This window comes from Pseudomonas sp. NFACC42-2 (assembly GCF_900116055.1).
Classification (GTDB): Bacteria; Pseudomonadota; Gammaproteobacteria; order Pseudomonadales; family Pseudomonadaceae; genus Aquipseudomonas; species Aquipseudomonas marginalis.
In genome coordinates, this window is the sequence record NZ_FOZO01000021.1 from 18,600 (window position 1) to 35,625 (window position 17,026).

The 17,026-nt window shown below is 63.1% G+C and carries 20 protein-coding genes and 1 pseudogene; 4 read left to right on the forward strand and 17 right to left on the reverse strand.

The genetic code is table 11. The features are described from left to right. Nucleotides 1-75: 75 nt before the first annotated feature. Nucleotides 76-1,272, forward strand: coding sequence for an MFS transporter (locus BM416_RS25385; protein WP_092489862.1), 1,197 nt, complete (start codon nt 76-78; stop codon nt 1,270-1,272). On the opposite strand, the gene BM416_RS25390 is transcribed toward BM416_RS25385, so the two are convergent. The 15 genes and pseudogenes from BM416_RS25390 to ccmA all read right to left on the reverse strand — a co-directional run bounded on the left by BM416_RS25390 (nt 1,269) and on the right by ccmA (nt 12,436). After that, nucleotides 1,269-1,673 carry a type II toxin-antitoxin system HicB family antitoxin gene (locus BM416_RS25390; RefSeq protein WP_065924469.1) on the reverse strand — a complete coding sequence of 135 codons (405 nt, stop codon included), beginning with the start codon at nt 1,671-1,673 and terminating at the stop codon, nt 1,269-1,271. The two genes, BM416_RS25385 and BM416_RS25390, sit on opposite strands and share 4 nt — an antisense overlap. Nucleotides 1,674-1,684: 11 nt before the next feature. Next, a complete protein-coding gene (locus tag BM416_RS25395) occupies nt 1,685-1,873 on the reverse strand; it encodes a type II toxin-antitoxin system HicA family toxin (protein WP_065924468.1) in 189 nt (62 codons plus the stop codon). Between the two features lie 242 nt (nt 1,874-2,115). Next, nucleotides 2,116-3,606: a M10 family metallopeptidase C-terminal domain-containing protein gene (locus tag BM416_RS25400; protein ID WP_092489863.1), complete on the reverse strand. Its 1,491-nt coding sequence runs from the start codon at nt 3,604-3,606 to the stop codon at nt 2,116-2,118. 366 nt (nt 3,607-3,972) lie between these two features. After that, on the reverse strand, nt 3,973-4,545 hold the full coding sequence (gene phnN, locus BM416_RS25405; protein ID WP_092489864.1) for a phosphonate metabolism protein/1,5-bisphosphokinase (PRPP-forming) PhnN: 573 nt from the start codon (nt 4,543-4,545) through the stop codon (nt 3,973-3,975). Next, nucleotides 4,545-4,712 (reverse strand): annotated as a pseudogene (locus BM416_RS30945) (alpha-D-ribose 1-methylphosphonate 5-triphosphate diphosphatase); the annotation flags it as partial. The gene phnN and the pseudogene BM416_RS30945, both read right to left, overlap by 1 nt. Nucleotides 4,713-5,084: 372 nt before the next feature. Next, on the reverse strand, nt 5,085-5,480 hold the full coding sequence (locus BM416_RS25415; RefSeq protein ID WP_092489866.1) for a hypothetical protein: 396 nt from the start codon (nt 5,478-5,480) through the stop codon (nt 5,085-5,087). A gap of 16 nt (nt 5,481-5,496) precedes the next feature. Continuing rightward, nucleotides 5,497-6,681 carry a c-type cytochrome biogenesis protein CcmI gene (ccmI, locus tag BM416_RS25420; RefSeq protein ID WP_092489867.1) on the reverse strand — a complete coding sequence of 395 codons (1,185 nt, stop codon included), beginning with the start codon at nt 6,679-6,681 and terminating at the stop codon, nt 5,497-5,499. Then, complete coding sequence (locus tag BM416_RS25425; RefSeq protein ID WP_092489868.1) at nt 6,674-7,147, reverse strand: cytochrome c-type biogenesis protein; 474 nt, start codon at nt 7,145-7,147, stop codon at nt 6,674-6,676. Before BM416_RS25425 ends, ccmI begins: the two co-directional genes overlap by 8 nt. Beyond that, on the reverse strand, nt 7,144-7,680 hold the full coding sequence (locus BM416_RS25430; protein ID WP_092489869.1) for a DsbE family thiol:disulfide interchange protein: 537 nt from the start codon (nt 7,678-7,680) through the stop codon (nt 7,144-7,146). The genes BM416_RS25425 and BM416_RS25430 overlap by 4 nt, the downstream gene beginning before the upstream one ends. After that, a complete protein-coding gene (locus tag BM416_RS25435; protein ID WP_092489870.1) occupies nt 7,677-9,665 on the reverse strand; it encodes a heme lyase CcmF/NrfE family subunit in 1,989 nt (662 codons plus the stop codon). The genes BM416_RS25430 and BM416_RS25435 overlap by 4 nt, the downstream gene beginning before the upstream one ends. A gap of 3 nt (nt 9,666-9,668) precedes the next feature. After that, nucleotides 9,669-10,124, reverse strand: coding sequence for a cytochrome c maturation protein CcmE (ccmE, locus tag BM416_RS25440; RefSeq protein WP_027607026.1), 456 nt, complete (start codon nt 10,122-10,124; stop codon nt 9,669-9,671). After that, nucleotides 10,121-10,297 (reverse strand): heme exporter protein CcmD, encoded by a 177-nt coding sequence (gene ccmD, locus BM416_RS25445; RefSeq protein ID WP_003172771.1) that lies wholly within the window; start codon nt 10,295-10,297, stop codon nt 10,121-10,123. The genes ccmE and ccmD overlap by 4 nt, the downstream gene beginning before the upstream one ends. Continuing rightward, entirely contained in the window at nt 10,294-11,049 is a 756-nt protein-coding gene (locus BM416_RS25450; RefSeq protein WP_065924459.1) for a heme ABC transporter permease, read from the reverse strand. Before BM416_RS25450 ends, ccmD begins: the two co-directional genes overlap by 4 nt. A gap of 86 nt (nt 11,050-11,135) precedes the next feature. Beyond that, nucleotides 11,136-11,804, reverse strand: a complete 669-nt coding sequence (gene ccmB, locus BM416_RS25455) for a heme exporter protein CcmB (protein WP_065924458.1) — start codon at nt 11,802-11,804, stop codon at nt 11,136-11,138. Further along, nucleotides 11,801-12,436, reverse strand: coding sequence for a cytochrome c biogenesis heme-transporting ATPase CcmA (gene ccmA, locus BM416_RS25460; protein WP_092489871.1), 636 nt, complete (start codon nt 12,434-12,436; stop codon nt 11,801-11,803). Before ccmA ends, ccmB begins: the two co-directional genes overlap by 4 nt. 199 nt (nt 12,437-12,635) lie before the next feature. Between ccmA and BM416_RS25465 the strand changes: the two genes are divergently transcribed. Both BM416_RS25465 and BM416_RS25470 read left to right on the forward strand, forming a co-directional pair. Next, nucleotides 12,636-14,213, forward strand: coding sequence for a flagellar hook-length control protein FliK (locus BM416_RS25465; protein WP_092489898.1), 1,578 nt, complete (start codon nt 12,636-12,638; stop codon nt 14,211-14,213). Next, complete coding sequence (locus BM416_RS25470) at nt 14,210-14,539, forward strand: EscU/YscU/HrcU family type III secretion system export apparatus switch protein (RefSeq protein ID WP_027607021.1); 330 nt, start codon at nt 14,210-14,212, stop codon at nt 14,537-14,539. The genes BM416_RS25465 and BM416_RS25470 overlap by 4 nt, the downstream gene beginning before the upstream one ends. Before the next feature lie 36 nt (nt 14,540-14,575). Here the strand turns inward: BM416_RS25470 and glp are convergent, their stop codons facing one another. Further along, nucleotides 14,576-15,802, reverse strand: coding sequence for a molybdopterin molybdotransferase MoeA (gene glp / locus BM416_RS25475; protein WP_092489872.1), 1,227 nt, complete (start codon nt 15,800-15,802; stop codon nt 14,576-14,578). After that, nucleotides 15,786-16,325 (reverse strand): molybdenum cofactor biosynthesis protein B, encoded by a 540-nt coding sequence (gene moaB, locus BM416_RS25480; RefSeq protein WP_027607019.1) that lies wholly within the window; start codon nt 16,323-16,325, stop codon nt 15,786-15,788. Before moaB ends, glp begins: the two co-directional genes overlap by 17 nt. 76 nt (nt 16,326-16,401) lie before the next feature. Between moaB and mobA the strand changes: the two genes are divergently transcribed. After that, nucleotides 16,402-17,004 (forward strand): molybdenum cofactor guanylyltransferase MobA, encoded by a 603-nt coding sequence (gene mobA, locus BM416_RS25485; RefSeq protein ID WP_092489899.1) that lies wholly within the window; start codon nt 16,402-16,404, stop codon nt 17,002-17,004. Nucleotides 17,005-17,026: the final 22 nt, after the last annotated feature.

The following is a 17,026-nucleotide window of genomic DNA, read 5'->3' on the forward strand; positions in this document are numbered from 1 at the left end:
CATAAACGGCCTACTCGCCGTTGAGCCTTGTCTTTACTCTCGCTGGCCATCTACCTTCGCTTTTATGAGAACACCATGAATGCCACCCCCCACGCTACGAGCACCATGACCCGCGCAATGGTGATGCTGTTTGCGTTTTGCTGCGGCGCCATTGTCGCCAACATCTACTACGCCCAGCCGATCATCGAACTGATCGCACCGGACATCGGCCTCACCCCGGCGATGGCCAGCCTGATTGTGTCCCTGACGCAGATCGGCTATGCCCTCGGCCTGTTCTTCCTGGTGCCTTTGGGTGACCTGCTGGAAAACCGCAAGCTGATGATCATCACGACCGTGGTGGCGATTGCCAGCCTGTTGGGCGCGGCCTTTACCGAACAACCGAACTTGTTCCTGCTGGTGTCGTTGCTGATCGGCTTCAGTTCGGTGTCGGTACAGATCCTGATCCCCCTGGCCGCACACCTGGCGCCTGCCGAGTCCCGGGGTCGGGTGGTCGGCAGCATCATGGGTGGGCTGCTGCTGGGTATCCTGCTGGCGCGGCCAGTGTCCAGCGTCGTGGCTGACCATTTTGGCTGGCGCGCGATGTTCATGGCCGCCGCCGCGTTGATGGCGTTTATCAGCGTGGTGCTGATGCTGACCATCCCCAAGCGCCAGCCGGACCACAGCGCCAGCTATGGCCAATTGCTGCGTTCCCTGGGCACCCTGCTGCGTGAACAACCGCTACTGCGCCAACGCGCGTTTTACCAAGGCTGCATGTTCGCCACGTTCAGCCTGTTCTGGACCGCCGCCCCGCTGGAACTGGTGCGCAACCACGGCCTGAGCCAGACCCAGATCGCGATCTTCGCCCTGGTCGGTGCCATCGGCGCCATTGCCGCCCCCATCGCCGGACGCCTGGCCGATGCCGGTCACACTCACCGCGCATCGCTGCTGGCCATGGTCTTTGCCGTATTGAGCTTCCTGCCGGCCTTCGTGCACCCGCTGTACAGCGTGATCGGCCTGGCGGTGACCGGCGTGGTCCTGGACTTCTGCGTGCAGATGAACATGGTCCTCGGCCAACGCGCCATCTATGCACTCGACGCCAACAGCCGCAGCCGCTTGAACGCGCTGTACATGACCAGCATCTTCATCGGCGGTGCCTTCGGCTCGGCGATTGCCAGCAGCGTGTACGAACACGGCGGCTGGCTCGGTGTGATGCTGGTGGGCAGCGCGTTCCCGCTGGTGGCGTTGTTGCGGTTCCTCAGTGCGTCGCGGCAAACGGCTGTCGCCACCGCCTAGGAACGCACCAACTTCTCCAAAGCCGCATCCGCCAGAAATGACGAGCGGCTTTTGACCTTGTGCTCGCGCACATACCGGTCGATGCGCTGGATGACATAGCCGGGCAAGGTCACATTGACCTTCTCGGTCTTGCCCAGATAGGGCGAGATGTCCAGTTCCAGCATGCCCCAGCCCATCCCGGCGTAATCTTCGTGGGTGTGATGATCGGCCACCGACGTTGGCATCGGAATCACCCCGCCCTCTGCGGCGATCTCCTGCAGCAGGATGTGCGCGACTTCCACCGCGGCGTTGTAGGCCTCTTCGAAACTGTCCCCGGCGGTGACTGCGCCTGGAATATCGGGGATCTGGATACCGGTGGCGGTGAAGTCATCGCCCCATTCGATACAGATTGGGTATTGCATGAATGCTCTCCTTAAAACTGAAACAGCCCGGCACGTTTCCTGATGCTTCTGATGGTGCCCAGCGGCAGATCCTTCTTCGGATGCGGCACCGGGATCGTGTACGGGTTATAGCGGTGGGTAAAAATAGGATGACTGCCCGTGACCCGATCCAGCACCCAACCCGCCTCTTGCAGCTCCTTGATCAATAGCCTGCTTTGCACACCAGCCTCCTTGGCTCGGCCTAAATAAAAGCAACCCTAGAGTTATCTTTACTCAAGCACAAAATAGGTCAGGCTGACTGATGGTTGTTTTGCGCGATGTTGAAAACCGCCAACCGAGTGACATGCCATGGGCATTCCCCACAGGCTTATCTGTGCGTTGCAAGGGCCAAGGCGCTGGCGTTTGCCGACCATGGCAGGCGCTGATCAAGGCTTGAGCCTGTCAGCGCCTCGTCATGGCAGTGTTATCTGCGGGCATCCGACGGCTGGACAGTGTTTTGTATCCACTGCAACAAGGCTGAGAACGCCTTGATCATCACCTCGCGTAACGCTGCAAGCGGGTCCGTGCTGGTATCCAGCGGGGGCGCCGGCGCAGGGGCCGGTGTAGGGACAACCTTCGGTGCGGGGTTGACCTCCGGCTTTTGCCCCTGCCACTGCACGTCGCCGGGTTTGATCTGGCCAATGCTCTTGACCACCAGGTCGGCGCTGCCGCTCCCCTTCAGATCTATCTCCAGGCTTGAACGCCCGGTGGCCGCGTCGTGCCTGAGCAATGCCTCGCCGGCGCGCCCCGTGAATCGATCAGTGAACGTCAGGGCACCGACGCGCGCCTCTTTCAATGCACCCGAGACGTCAATCTTGTCCGTCCCGCTGGTAAAGTCCTCGATCAGGTCAGGCTGCTGCGGTGTGGAGTCGCTGGCCTTGTCGTAGTCAAAAATATCCGCCCCGCCGCCGCCCCGCAGCCTGTCTGCACCCAAGCCGCCCTTGAGCCGATTGTCCGCCTCATTCCCCGTCAAGACATCACGTCCGGCCCCACCGATGGCGTTTTCAACCACGCAGCCCTTGGCGATGGAAACATTGCCCTTCAAGCCGCCCACATCGGAAAACGACTCGGCGTTCAAATTGATGTTCTGGTTCTGGGAAAACCCGGAACAATCCACGGTATCGTTACCGCCCCCATCCCATATGCAAAAGATAGGTTTATCCCTGGCACTGGTGAGGGTCATGGCGTCGCGGCCGGTATTGGAATTGAAACCGTAGGTGGTGTCGGTGTTGCGGGTTTTGTGATTGGCCCCATAGAGCCGCTGAACGGCAGCAATGTCATCCATCATCGGGGCAGAGGGATTCGAATACCGAAAATTATGGCCGGCCTGGTTCGTCTCCGACCAGTAGCTCATCACACTGCGTGCCTTTGTATCGCCGGCATACCTGGCACCATTGTTGTAATCAGCACCGCCGCCATTGTAGTCACCCGGATGCTGCAGGCCGATGGCGTGGCCGATTTCATGCACGGTAGTGACTGAAAAGTGACTGCCCTGCGCCGGCGAACTACTTTCTCGCAGTGTGCCGACCGTGGCCGTGGTGGTGGTAATGCCGCGCGAGGGTGAGCTGGCGACGCCACGGTCACCGCGCGGGTTGTTTTTGATGTGAACCGTGCCGTCGGCGCCGGTTGCCCGTTCCTTGAAACTGATGTTGGCCACGTCCTCCCAATATTGCACCGCCTGGCGCACTCGGCGTTGCTGCGCGGCGCTGAACGTCGGGTCTACCGTATAGGAGAGGTCGATCCGCTTGTCGCCATTACGATCGTGGAAGTGCAGGTTATTGCGGGTGATGTGCTTTCCGGCCTGTTCCGTCGTGAAGGTTGGTTTGCGACCGGCGCCCACACCATAGGGGCCAGGATCGGAAGGCGGCAGGTTTTCGAGTGACACATTGAGCCGAGAACGTTCAGAACAAATCATGGGACAGTGCGCTCCCTATAGTAAGTTGATGAGTCGAGTCAATCAGAATCGAAGCAATAAACTCCCATGCAGAAAACGCTCAGGACAGCGCTGATTTAGTTCGTACTGAAACACACTGCGTCGGCGCAACATGCGCTAAGACAGGCACTAAACCACTTGCAATTTAAACAACTGAACACACACTTTCGCGCAAAAAAACCTATTGGATTCTCAGGAAAAAAACATAAGCCTACAAAACTGTGCTGCTTCGACTACACCAAATCCGCCTTCCCCCAGATACATGCACTTAACTTTTTCCGCCGAGTTCGCAGCCTGTCAGGATCTCGCCGCTTGACATGCCCCGCACCTCACCGCTGCAGAGCAGGGTCAGGCCCATATGCAATGCCCCTGGTTCAGGCAACACAGCAGGCGCTCGACCGTGTGTTCCAGTGGCCCGGAGTTATCCAGCACAAACAACCCCGAGCCATTGCCGGCGATCAGTTCGGCGGTGAACCGTGCATTGCGCGCCAGGCGCTCCTCGATATCCGCCAGGGCCTCACGCCCTCGTGCCACCAGGCGCTGGCGCAATACGGCTTGATCCACCGTCAGCAACAGCACCCACACATCCGGGTAGCGCTCGCGGGTCTGCGCCAGGTGCGCGCGGGAACCATTGACCAGCACGTCGTCCCCCGCCGCCAGCCATTCGTCGATGACCTTGGGGATGCCGTAGGACAACCCGTTGGCGTGCCAGCTGAGGGCAAACGCGCCCTCGGCCTGCATCACGGCGAATTGCTCCGGGCTGACGCCCTGGGCCGCCTCGCCCACCGCTTCCGCCGAGCGCGTGATCACACGGCGCACAATCCGGCAACCGCGCTCGGCCAACCGCGGGCGTGCAGCCTCCAGCAGGCTGTCCTTGCCCGAACCCGATGGCCCGATGAGATAGATCAACCTGCCCGCCATCAAAACACCCTCTTCGCTTGTTGCCAGATTGGTTGCACCCCGGGTAGCCCTGCGCGACTCCGGGCTTGGACCAGGTCGGCGCGCAGGCCAATGGCGATTTTCCCCGCACTGGAAAGTATATCCAGCAATCCCTCGGCAGCGACCACGTTACTGAAGTGCGCGCCGCCTCAATATTTTCTGGGCGTAGTGCTTGCTCAACCCTGACGGGTTGGTGAGTTTTTTGAACGTCGCCTGTGGCGGTGATTCAGTGCGTTTCAAAGGGCGAGACAGCCTGCAGTATCTTCAATTGAAAATCTTCCAGAGCCAACATCGCCCCGTTTGTAGATGATTCAAGCTGCAAGCAGATGCTGGCGGTGGTCCGGATGGTTGAGATTGCGCAGTTGTTAGTGGGTGCGGCACTGGAACGGGAGTGTACTGTGGCTTGATGGCCGAGGAGATCTCCTGTGGGAGGGGGCAAGCCCCCTCCCACATTTGCCCTCCAGTGTCTGGAAGAATGGGTTTCACAGGCATGAAAAAGGCGACCCGAAGGTCGCTTTTTGTCATTGCGCGTACTGCTTGCTCAACCCCGGCGGCACGCCTTGCACGTCGGTGTCTTCCCATGGCCCGTCGGGGCTGATGGAGCGGCTCCAGCCGTTGCTCCAGCGGTAGTAGGTGCGCTGGCGGTAGAAGGTGTCAGGCTGGTCGTCCAGCACATACACCTGCATCTTGCCGTCCCAGTGGCTGGCGGCGCCCGGTGGCGGGGCGAAGGTGGGCGATTTGGTCGGCAGCGGCTTCGGCGGCGGGGTTACCGGGCCAGAGGGCCTGGTGCTCGGCTGGGTCGAAGGGCCTGACGGCGGGATGGTCGGGCCGGTCGGCGCGGGAGGTGGGCGGTGGACCGCACAGGCGCTCAGGCCCACTACCAGGCTGAGCAGGGTGATGCGTGCAAATGCGGTCATGGGCGTTTCCTCGAAATTACTTGTCCGGACTGTCGATGGTCAGCTGCTGCAGCGCAGTGGTGGTGCTGGCCAGGGGTTGGCTGCGGCCGATCCACTCGCCAGTGGTCGGTTGACCGGCCCGGGATATGCGCGCAACCAGTTGGACTTCGGGGAAGTTGGACAGTTTCAACTGCGGCATCATCGCGTCGGCATCGCCGAGTTCGACGGTGACGGGCAGTTCGGCGACGGTGACGCGTTTGGCCGCCAGGGGTGCCGGCGGGCCTTTTATCGCGCGGGCGAAGATGAATACGCTATCGGTGGGCAGGGCCTTGGCCTTGACCTCGGCGGACAGGTCCACGCGAACGGTCATCACCGCCTTCTGCGCCACGCTACCACCACTTTCCTTGAGCTTTTCCGCGGCACGGTCAATGCCGCCTTGCAGCGCCACGCGGGAATTGTCTTGCGGTGGCAGTTGCGCCAGCAGGCGGCTCCAGTAGTCGATGGCCTCTTGATAACGCTGGCCTTCAAAGGCGGCGATACCGAGCAGGCCGAGGCTGGTGACTTCCTTCGGGTCAAGCTTCAAGGCTTCGTCGGTCAGCGCCTGGACCTTGGGCGACCACTGTTTGTTGTCGGCAAAGTACTGCGCCTGGGCCCACTGGCCGAGCAGTTCCGGCTGGCGCCCGGCCAGCGCCACGGTACGCTCGAAGACCTTGGCGGCATCGGCGGAACGATCCTGGGCCATATAGGCGCGACCGAGGAAGTACAGGCCTTCCGCCGAGTCCGGTTGGGCGGCGGCGGCGCGTTCCAGGCGCTGGGTCATGTCTTCCATGGACACCGGCGGTTGGGAAAACTCGCGGGTCAGTTCAACCTTGTCGCTGGCACCGAAATGCATATACAGGCCAAGGCCGAGCACCGGCACAAGGATGGCGGCGAGCAATGGCAGCGGCTTGCCCAGGCGCGATTCGCGGGGCTTTTCCACGCCTTCGGTGTCGGCCAGCAGCTCGCGGGCGGCTTCGGCGCGGCCGCTGTCGAGCTGCGCGGCGTTGAGCACACCTTCGTCCTGCTGCACTTGCAGCTCGGCCACACGTTCTTGGTAAAGCGCCACGTTCAGCGCGGTGCGATCCTCTTCACGCTGGGCACGGCGGCCACGCAACACAGGGATCAACAGGAAACTCAGGGCAATCAGAAGCAGCAAGCCGGCTGCGAGCCAGAAATCAATCATCAGTCTTGGTGTCCAGCAATTGGTCGAGGCGTTTACGCTCTTCGGGGGATAGCGCGTCGGAACCATCGGTAGGCGCGGCGCGGCGACGGCGGACGATCACGGCCATCACCACCACGCCGGCCAGCAGCAGCCCGGCGGGGCCGAACCAGAGCAGCGCGGTCTTGCCGGTGAGGGCCGGTTTGTAGCGCACGAAATCACCGTAGCGGTCGACCATGAAGTCGATGATCTGCTGGTTGTCCTTGCCCTCCCCCAGCATGCGGAAGATTTCCTTGCGCAGGTCGGCGGCGATGGGCGCGTTGGAGTCGGCGATGTCCTGGTTCTGGCACTTGGGGCAGCGCAGCTCCTTGGTCAATTCGCGAAAACGCTCGCGGTCACCGTCCTTGGCGAATTCGTAAGTGTCGATGGCGGCGTGGGCCACCCCGGCCACGCCCAGCGCCAGCACGGCAGCGGCTAACAGGCGCTTCATGGCTTGGCCTCGTCGACCAGGGCCTGGTACTTGGCGGCCAGTTGCTCGCGCCACACCACTTCGTCGATCACGCCGACGTATTTGTCGCGGATCACGCCCTTGGCGTCGATAAAGAAGGTTTCCGGGGCGCCGTATACGCCGAGGTTCAAACCGAGGTTGCCGTCTTCATCACGGATATCCAGCTGGTAGGGATTATGGAATTCCGCCAGCCACTTCAAGGCCGCCGCGTTGTCGTCCTTGTAGTTGATGCCGTAGATCACCACACCCTTCTCGGCCAGCTTGTTCAGCACCGGGTGCTCGACGCGGCAGGAGATGCACCAGGTGGCCCACACGTTGACCAGCGCCGGTTTGCCGAGCAGGTCGGCCTGGGTCAAGGTCTTGTCACCCTGCACGGTCGGCAGGCTGAACGCGGGGAACGGCTTGCCGATCATCGCCGAGGGCAACTCGGCCGGGTCCAGGTACAAGCCGCGATACAGGAATACCGCTACCACCAGGAACAATGCCAGCGGCAACACCATCAACCAACGCTTCATACCGCCGCTCCTTGCAGACCCAGCGCTTCACGCACCCGGCTCTTGACCTTGACCCGATACCGGCGATCCAGTGCCGCGAGCAAACCACCCAAGCCGGTGAGCAAGCCACCGAACCAGATCCAGCGCACGAACGGTTTCACATGCACCCGCACGGCCCAGGCGCCATCGCCCAGGGGTTCACCCAGGGCCACATAGAGGTCACGGGTGAAACCGGCATCGATGCCGGCTTCGGTCATCATCGAGCTTTGTACGGTGTACAGGCGTTTTTCCGGGTGCAGCACGGCGATCTCTTTGCCGTTACGGACTACGCGCACCGTGCCTTTGTCTGACGTGAAGTTCGGCCCTTCGAAGTGCTTGGCGCCTTCGAAGATGAAGTGGTAACCGGCCAGGTCCATGGACTCGCCCGGCGCCAGGCGCAGGTCGCGCTCGGCACTGTTCTGGCTGGACAGCACCACACCGAGGGCGCACACGGCGATGCCGATGTGGGCGATCTGCATGCCCCAGTAGCTGCGGGTCAGGGTCGGCAGGCCTTTGACCAGGCCTTTGTGGCGGGTCTTGTCGACGATGTCACGCATACCGGCCAGCAACACCCAGGCGGCGAGCAGGAAGGTGGCGAGCACCGCCCAGTTGAAGTCGCCGTAGGCGATACCAGCGACCACGGCCAGGGCCACGCTGCCGAGCAGCACCGGCATCAGCATGCCGGCCAGCCATTTGACCGGGGTGTCCTTCCAGCGCACCAGCACACCGACCGCCATCACCACCATCAACAAGCCCATCAACGGAATAAACAACGCGTTGAAGTACGGCGGGCCGACGGACAGCTTGGCGCCGCTCAGGGCATCCAGCACCAAGGGGTACAAGGTGCCGAGCAGGATCATCGACGCGGCCACCACCAGCACCAGGTTATTGCCCAACAACAGGGTTTCCCGCGACCACAGGTTGAAGCCGACCTGGCTCTTGACCACCGGTGCGCGCAGGGCGAACAGAGTGAGGGAGCCGCCGACCACAAACAGCAGGAAGATCAGGATGAACACACCGCGCTCCGGGTCGGAGGCGAAGGCATGCACCGAGGTCAACACGCCTGAACGCACGAGGAAGGTGCCGAGCAGGCTGAGGGAAAAGGCCGCGATGGCCAGCAACACGGTCCAGCTCTTGAACACGCCGCGTTTTTCGGTGACGGCCAGGGAGTGAATCAGTGCCGTGCCGACTAGCCATGGCATGAAGGACGCGTTTTCCACCGGGTCCCAGAACCACCAGCCGCCCCAGCCGAGTTCGTAGTAGGCCCACCACGAACCGAGGGTGATACCGATGCCGAGGAACGCCCAGGCGACGATGGTCCACGGCCGCGACCAGCGCGCCCAGGCCGCATCAAGGCGCCCGCCGAGCAGGGCCGCGATGGCGAAGGCAAAGGCCACGGAGAAACCCACGTAGCCCATGTAGAGCATCGGCGGGTGCACGATCAGGCCGATGTCCTGCAGCAGTGGGTTGAGGTCGTGACCGTCCGCCGGGATCTGCGGCAGGATGCGGGTGAACGGGTTGGAGGTCATGATCAGGAACAGCAGGAAGCCGATGCTGATCATGCCCATCACCGCCAGCACCCGCGCGAGCATGACTTGCGGCAACTGGCGCGAGAACACCGACACCGCGAAGGTCCAGCCGCCGAGGATCAACGCCCACAGCAGCAGCGAGCCTTCGTGGGCGCCCCACACCGCGCTGAACTTGTAGTACCAGGGCAAGGCGCTGTTGGAGTTATTGGCTACATAGGCGACGGAAAAGTCGTCGGTCATAAAGGCGTAGGTCAGGCAGCCAAACGCAAAGACCAGGAACGCACACTGGCCCCAGGCCGCCGGCTGCGCCAGGCTCATCCACAGGCGGTCACCGCGCCAGGCACCGAGCAACGGCACCACCGCCTGGACGATGGCAAAGCACAGGGCGAGGATCATCGCCAACTGGCCCAGTTCCGGAATAAACAATGCAGACGTCATCACTTAGCCCTCCTTGGCAGGGGTGGGTGCGGACTGGCCGCTGTCCTTGAGGGCTTTGGTCACCTCAGGCGGCATGTATTTCTCATCGTGCTTGGCCAGCACTTCATCGGCCACCACCACGCCGTCGGCGTTGAGCTTGCCCAGGGCGACGATGCCCTGGCCTTCGCGGAACAGGTCCGGGAGGATGCCGCGATAAGTGATGGTCACGGCCTTGTTGAAATCGGTGACCACGAAGGTGACGTCGAGGGAATCGCCGGAACGCTTCAGCGAGCCCTTCTCCACCATGCCGCCGGCGCGGATGCGCGTGTCCAGCGGCGCTTCGCCGTTGGCGATCTGGGTCGGGGTGTAGAACAGGTTGATGTTCTCCCGCAGGGCGCTCATCGCCAGGCCCACGGCAATACTGACGCCGGCCAGGATGGCAAGGATGATCAACAGACGCTTTCTACGCAGCGGATTCACTTTTCGGTCTCCCGGCGCAGACGACGCGCCTCTTGTTGCAGGTAACGCTTGCGGGCCAGGATCGGCGCGGCGACGTTGAGGGCCAGCACGGCCAGGCAGATGCCATAGGCCGTCCAGACATACAGGCCGTGGTGGCCCATGGCGAGAAAATCACTGAAAGAAGCAAAACTCATCCGCGCGCTCCCAGGCAGCTTTGCACTTCGGCCTTGACCCAGCTGGCGCGGGCTTCACGCTTGAGCACTTCGAGGCGCATGCGCATCAGCAGCACGGCGCCGAAGAAGCAGTAGAACCCCAGCACCATCAACAGCAACGGCGCCCACATTTCCACGGGCATCGCCGGTTTTTCGGTGAGGGTGAAGGTGGCGCCCTGGTGCAGGGTGTTCCACCACTCCACCGAGTACTTGATGATCGGGATGTTGATCACGCCGACAATCGCCAGCACCGCGCAGGCCTTGGCGGCGCTGTCACGATTGCTGATCGCGTTGCCCAGGGCAATAAGACCGAAGTACAGGAACAGCAGGATCAGCATCGACGTTAGTCGCGCATCCCACACCCACCACGAGCCCCAGGTGGGTTTGCCCCAGATCGCACCGGTGACCAGCGCCACGGCGGTCATCCACGCCCCGATGGGCGCGGCGCATTGCAGGGCGACGTCCGCGAGTTTCATCTTCCACACCAGGCCGACGACGCCGCACACCGCCAGCATCACGTAGCAGGACTGGGCCAGCATCGCGGCGGGCACGTGAATGTAGATGATGCGAAAGCTGTTGCCTTGCTGGTAGTCCGGCGGTGCAAAGGCCAGGCCCCAGACCAGGCCGATGCCGATCAGCAACACCGCGGCGATGCTGAACCAGGGCAGCAGTCTGCCACTGATGCCGTAGAACCATTTGGGCGAGCCGAGCTTGTGAAACCAGGTCCAGTTCATTGCTGTTTCCATCACGGTTGCTTCTTGTCTTGGCAAGAAGCGTAGGGTCTTTACTGACTATGCGTATACCGCCCAGTCAGACCTCATTATTCACCGACGCTGATCTTCAGGCCGGCGGCTATAGCAAAGGGTGTCAGGGTTACCGCCAGGGCGGTCAGGCTGCCAAGCCACAGGAGGTAACCGGTCGCCGGCATGCCCATGAGCGCGGCTTGCAACGCGCCGCTGCCCAGGATCAGTACCGGGATATACAAAGGCAGAATCAACAGGGCCAGCAACAGGCCACCCCGTTTCAAGCCGACGGTCAACGCGGCACCCACCGCCCCCAACAGGCTGAGTACCGGGGTGCCGAGCAGCAGGCTCAGCAACAGGATCGGCAGGCATTCACCGGGCAATCCGAGCATCATCGCCAGCAGTGGCGAGAGCAAGACTAGCGCCAGGCCGGAAAAAGCCCAGTGTGCCAGCACCTTGGCCAGGACCAGAAGTGGCAGGGGGTGCGACGAAAGGACCCACTGTTCGAGGGAACCGTCTTCGAAATCACTGCGAAACAGCCCGTCCAGCGAGAGCAGGACGGACAAAAGGGCCGCGACCCACACCAGTCCCGGAGACAAGGTTTGCAACAGTTTAGTCTCCGGGCCGACCGCCAACGGGAACAATGCGATCACGATGGCGAAGAACACCAGCGGGTTGGCCAGTTCGGCCGGGCGACGGCACAGCAACCGCGCTTCGCGGGCGACCAACAGGGCAAACACACTCATACCAACCACCGCCCCAGGTCGAGGTCGCGGTAACCGCCGGGCATGCGCGCCAGGGTGTGGTGGGTGGTGAGCACCACCTGGCCGCCCTGCTCGCAGTGCTGCGCCAGGTGCTGTTCCAATTGGGTGACGCCTTGTTTGTCGAGGGCGGTGAAGGGTTCGTCGAGAATCCACAGCGGCGGGCCAGGCAGGTACAGGCGCGCCAGGGCCACGCGGCGCTGCTGGCCGGCGGACAGGGTGTGGCAGGGAACGTCTTCGAAACCCTTGAGGCCGACGGCGGCCAGGGCCTGCCAGATGGCGTCGCGGGTCGCGGGATGATGCAGGGCGCTGAGCCAGCTGAGGTTTTCTTCGGCGGTGAGCACATCCTTGATCCCGGCGGCGTGGCCGATCCAGATCAGGTTGCGTGCCAGTTCGGTGCGTTGTTCGTCGAGGGGCCTGCCGTTGAGTCGAACTTCACCGGCCGTGGGCTGCATCAGGCCGGCCAGCAGGCGCAGCAAACTGGTCTTGCCGCTGCCGTTGGGGCCGCTGATCTGCACCATGTCGCCGCCCGCCACACGCAGGTCGAGGTGCTCGAACAGCAGGCGCAGGTCGCGCTCACAGGAGAGCGCTACGGCTTCAAGAAGAGGGCTGGTCAAGAGATCGCGGGCCTTTACGGTTCAAGTCGGCGGTGCAGCGGCCGTTATAGAAAGAAGCACAATAACGGCTTTGGCGACCGATTTTAGAGAGCTGGATCAAATAGTTGTGAGGTTTTTACCGCTCTCTTTGCAGACGGGCGGCATTATACATGCGATGCCCTACGCTAAAGAGGGCTATTTCCCAGAGACGATGCGCACGATGACCGGCGAGATCAACCTTCCTACGCTTCCTCCCACCCCGGCAGCCGGGCAAAGCCCTGCGCCTGCGCCCGGGGCTCTGCTGAAACTGCTGGAGCCGCAGATCGGGCTGATCGACCCGGGAAAAACCGTGAATGCCGAGGTGCTCGCCCTTAAACAAGGCGGTGAGGCGTTTCAGCTGTTGCTCAAGCTGACCCTTGAAGGCGGCCGCCAGACCCTGGTGCAAGCCAGCAGCCCACAACCCTTGCCGTTGGGCAGCAATGTGGCCGTGAGCCAGACGCCCGCAGGCAACCTGGCCATCAGCCTGCAACAAGCCCTGAGCGCCAACGTTGCCGCCCTCACCCGTATCGATACGGCCAAGATGCCGGAAGGCACCCTGCTGCAGGCCAAGGTGCTGACCACCCAGGCCCTGCCCCAAGGCACCGCGCAGCCGGCGATCTACCGTTCGTTGGTGACCGTACTCAATAGCGCCCTGGCCGGCGCGACCCTGACCCTGGAAAGCCCGCAACCCTTACGCGTGGGCAGCTTGCTCAGCGCCGTGGTGCAGAACGCGCAAACCCTGAATTTTGTGCCGTTGAGCGGGCTCAAGGATCAACTGGCCGTCACCCAGCAATTGTCGACCCAGCAAAGTCGCCAGGGCTCCCTGGATGCGGTGTTCACGGCGTTGCAAAATCTGCCCCGCGGCGACAGCACCGCCGCCGACCTGCGCGCTGCCGCCGACCGTTTGCTGGCGGCCTTGCCCGACCTGGCACAGGTGAGCAACCCCAAGGTGCTGGCCCAGGTGATCCAGAACAGCGGCGCCTTTCTTGAAGCCAAGTTACTCGCCGGGCAAAACCCGCAGGTGCCACCGCTGGATATGAAGGGCGCGCTGCTGCGCCTGGTCGCCGACCTGCTGCCCGCCCTGCCCGCCAGCACCAACCTGAATGCCATTCTTGCCGCCAACACCCTGGCCCAGGTGCTGCCCAACTTTGTGCGCAGCCCATTGGGTACCCTCGGCCAGGTCGGCGCGCGGCAGGCGCCGGTCAGCTTCCCACTGCCGGAGCGGCTGATGGCGAAACTGGAGGGCGAAGGCGACCTGGAAAACCTGCTGCGCCTGGCCGCCGGGGCCATTTCCCGCCTGCAGAGCCACCAGCTGTCGAGCCTGGAGCAAACCGGCACCACCGCCGATGGCCGCCTGCAAACCACCTGGCAGCTGGAAATCCCCATGCGCACCCTGCAGGACATCGTGCCGTTGCAGGTCAAGTTCCAGCGCGAAGAGCCGGCGCCGGACAAGGACCAGCCCGAACGCAAGGATTCCAAGGAGCCCAAACAGATGCTCTGGCGCGTCGAACTGGCCTTCGACATGGAGCCCTTGGGGCCGTTGCAGGTCCAGGCGCAACTGACCCAGGGCAAGCTGTCCAGCCAACTGTGGGCAACCCGCGCTTTCACCGCCAGCCTGATCGAAAGCCATTTGGGCAGCCTGCGCGAGCGCCTGGTGTCGTCGGGGCTGAATGTCGGCGACCTGGACTGCCACCTGGGCACCCCGCCACGCGGGCCGAAAACCGGACTGGAACAACGCTGGGTGGATGAAACCGCATGAACAACGCCAACCCGCCACGCCAGGCGATTGCCCTCAAGTACGACGGCCAGCAAGCGCCGACCCTGACCGCCAAGGGCGACGATGCCCTGGCCGAAGCCATCCTCAAGTTGGCGCGGGAAAATGAAGTGCCGATCTATGAAAATGCCGAGCTGGTGAAACTGCTGGCACGCATGGAACTGGGCGACAGTATCCCGGAGGAGTTGTACCGCACCATCGCCGAGATCATTGCGTTTGCCTGGACGTTGAAGGGCAAGTTCCCGGTGGGCTATGACCCGGATGCGCGGCCGGTGGAGCGGGATGTGACCGAGCGTGGCGACGATTACTGAATCGTCGCACCGCCCCTCCCACATTTGGATTCGCGGTCAGTTGAGCAATTCGCTTAGCGGAATGAAATTGACCCGATCACCCACCTCCAGCGTCGTTCCTTCCAACACCTCCACAAACCCCTCCGCCCACGCCGCGCTGCGCAGCACGCCGGAGCTCTGGTTGCGGTAGATGATCGCCTTGCCCTGTTCGATGCGCCCGCGCAGATACTCGCGGCGGTTGCCCGGCTTGGGCCAGGTGAACCCCACCGGCACGTCGAAACGCAGCGGTTCCACGTCTGCCACACCCTGGCGGCGCAGCAAGTAGGGGCGCGCCAACAGCGCAAAGGTCACCAGGGTCGAGGCCGGGTTGCCCGGCAGGCCGATCACCGGCACGCCACGGAAATGACCAAAGGTCAGGGGTTTGCCCGGCTTGATCGCCAGCTTCCATAACGCCAGCTCACCCTCTTCGCGCAGGGCGATACCAAGGAAATCCGCCTCGCCCACCGACACACCGCCCGTGGACAAAATCAGATCAACCGCCCTCAAGCCTGCCAGGCGCGAACGGGTCTGCTCCAGGTCATCCGGCAGGATGCCTGCGTCGATGACTTCGCACCCCATGCGCTCAAGCCAGGAACACAACACGCGGCGATTGCTGTTGTAGATCTGCCCCGGACCGAGGGGCAAACCGGGCTCGATCAGCTCATCGCCGGTGGACAACACCGCGACACGCGGGCGGCGGATCACGTCCAGCCGATCGCGGCCAAGGGAAGCCGCCAGGCCCAGCTCAATCGGGCCCAGGCGTGTACCGGCCGCGAGCACCAACTCACCGACGGTGGTTTCCTGGCCTTGGGGGCGGATGTTCTGGTTGAGCTGCAACGGTTCGCTGAAGCTCACGCGCTCATCGGCGTGGACCACGGCGTTTTCCTGCATTTCCACGCAGTCCGCGCCTTCCGGTACCGGCGCACCGGTGAAGATGCGCGCACAGGTGCCGGCCGCCAGCGGCTGCGGCGCCTGGCCGGCAAAGATGCGCTGGCTGACGGGCAAGGGTTCACCGGTCCAATCCGCCAGGCGCACGGCGTAACCGTCCATGGCGCTGTTGGGCCAGGGCGGCAGGTCGAGGGTGGAGACCAGGTCCTGGGCCAATACACGGCCGTCGCACTCGGCCAGGGGCAGCACGTGCTGATCGCGGATCGGCGCGGCTTCGGCCATCGCCAGCAGCTGTTGCAAGGCTTGTTCTACCGGCATCAGGGCGCCGGTCTTGCCGGGCTTACCCACGGGATTCACAGGGTTCGGCCAACTTCAGGTGCGGCACGAAGTTGCACGGCCGATGACGGTTATCCAGTTGTTCGGCGAGGATGCCATCCCAACCGGTGCGCACCGCATTGGTGGAGCCCGGCAGGCAGCACACCAGGGTGCCGTTGGCCAGGCCGGCCAGGGCACGGGATTGCACGGTGGAGGTGCCGATGTCGGCCACGGAAATCTGGCGGAACAGTTCGCCAAAGCCGTCGACCTGTTTGTCGAGCAGGCAGCCGACCGCTTCGGGGGTGCTGTCGCGGCCGGTGAAGCCGGTGCCGCCGGTGATCAACACCACTTGCACCACGTCTTCAGCGATCCAGTGGGCGACCTGGGCGCGGATCTTGTAGAGGTCGTCCTTGAGCAGCACGCGCTCGGCCAGGTGGTGGCCGGCGGCGGTCAGGCGGTCGACGAAGACCTGGCCCGAGGTGTCGGTGTCCAGGGTGCGGGTGTCGCTGACGGTCAATACCGCGATATTCAGGGGTACGAAGGGTGCATCGGCCTTGGCTTTCATGGCACGGTCCGGTTGTCGAAGGAACGGCCCGATGTTATATCACAGGCCCCTGTTCAGCTGCCTGCGCGGAACCCACATGCCACTCGATTCAATCCCCCTGCCCTGTTCGATCCTGCTGTTGGCCGGCGGCCGCGGCCAGCGCATGGGCGGCCAGGATAAAGGCCTGCTGGACTGGCACGGCCTGCCCTTGATCGCACACGTGCAGCGCCTGGTGCGGCCACTGACCGATGACCTGATCATCTCGTGCAACCGCAACCTGGCGCAGTACGCCGCCTATGCCGACCAGTTGGTAAGCGACGACAGCCCGGATTTTCCCGGGCCATTGGCCGGTATCCGCGCGGGACTGGCCGCCGCGCGCCATGGGCACCTGCTGATCCTGCCGTGCGATGTGCCCCATATAGACGCTCGACTCCTCGCCGACCTGCGTGAAACCGCACAACGCCATCCCTTGTTGCCAGTGATGGTGCGCCACGGTGAGTTCTGGGAACCCTTGATCTGCATCATCCCCATCGGCCTGCGAACCGAGGTAGAAAAGGCCTGGCATGCCGGTGAACGCAGCCCGCGAAAGATCCTCCTGCAATTGGGTGGCGTGGGCCTGGAATGCCCAACCGATGACCCGCGCCTGGCCAACCTGAATACACCAGAGCTGTTGCGCCCAAGGTCTGACGTGTCAGAATGAACCTTCGCACAAGGAACTTTGG

Bases quoted from the DNA above. Each gene is read 5' to 3' on its own strand.
- BM416_RS25385 (WP_092489862.1), top strand. From the start codon at position 76: ATGAATGCCACCCCCCACGCTACGAGCACCATGACCCGCGCAATGGTG.
- BM416_RS25390 (WP_065924469.1), bottom strand. From the start codon at position 1,673: ATGCAATACCCAATCTGTATCGAATGGGGCGATGACTTCACCGCCACC.
- BM416_RS25400 (WP_092489863.1), bottom strand. From the start codon at position 3,606: ATGATTTGTTCTGAACGTTCTCGGCTCAATGTGTCACTCGAAAACCTG.
- phnN (WP_092489864.1), bottom strand. From the start codon at position 4,545: ATGGCGGGCAGGTTGATCTATCTCATCGGGCCATCGGGTTCGGGCAAG.
- BM416_RS25415 (WP_092489866.1), bottom strand. From the start codon at position 5,480: ATGACCGCATTTGCACGCATCACCCTGCTCAGCCTGGTAGTGGGCCTG.
- ccmI (WP_092489867.1), bottom strand. From the start codon at position 6,681: ATGATTGATTTCTGGCTCGCAGCCGGCTTGCTGCTTCTGATTGCCCTG.
- BM416_RS25425 (WP_092489868.1), bottom strand. From the start codon at position 7,147: ATGAAGCGCCTGTTAGCCGCTGCCGTGCTGGCGCTGGGCGTGGCCGGG.
- BM416_RS25430 (WP_092489869.1), bottom strand. From the start codon at position 7,680: ATGAAGCGTTGGTTGATGGTGTTGCCGCTGGCATTGTTCCTGGTGGTA.
- BM416_RS25435 (WP_092489870.1), bottom strand. From the start codon at position 9,665: ATGACGTCTGCATTGTTTATTCCGGAACTGGGCCAGTTGGCGATGATC.
- ccmD (WP_003172771.1), bottom strand. From the start codon at position 10,297: ATGAGTTTTGCTTCTTTCAGTGATTTTCTCGCCATGGGCCACCACGGC.
- BM416_RS25450 (WP_065924459.1), bottom strand. From the start codon at position 11,049: ATGAACTGGACCTGGTTTCACAAGCTCGGCTCGCCCAAATGGTTCTAC.
- ccmB (WP_065924458.1), bottom strand. From the start codon at position 11,804: ATGAGTGTGTTTGCCCTGTTGGTCGCCCGCGAAGCGCGGTTGCTGTGC.
- BM416_RS25465 (WP_092489898.1), top strand. From the start codon at position 12,636: ATGACCGGCGAGATCAACCTTCCTACGCTTCCTCCCACCCCGGCAGCC.
- BM416_RS25470 (WP_027607021.1), top strand. From the start codon at position 14,210: ATGAACAACGCCAACCCGCCACGCCAGGCGATTGCCCTCAAGTACGAC.
- moaB (WP_027607019.1), bottom strand. From the start codon at position 16,325: ATGAAAGCCAAGGCCGATGCACCCTTCGTACCCCTGAATATCGCGGTA.
- mobA (WP_092489899.1), top strand. From the start codon at position 16,402: ATGCCACTCGATTCAATCCCCCTGCCCTGTTCGATCCTGCTGTTGGCC.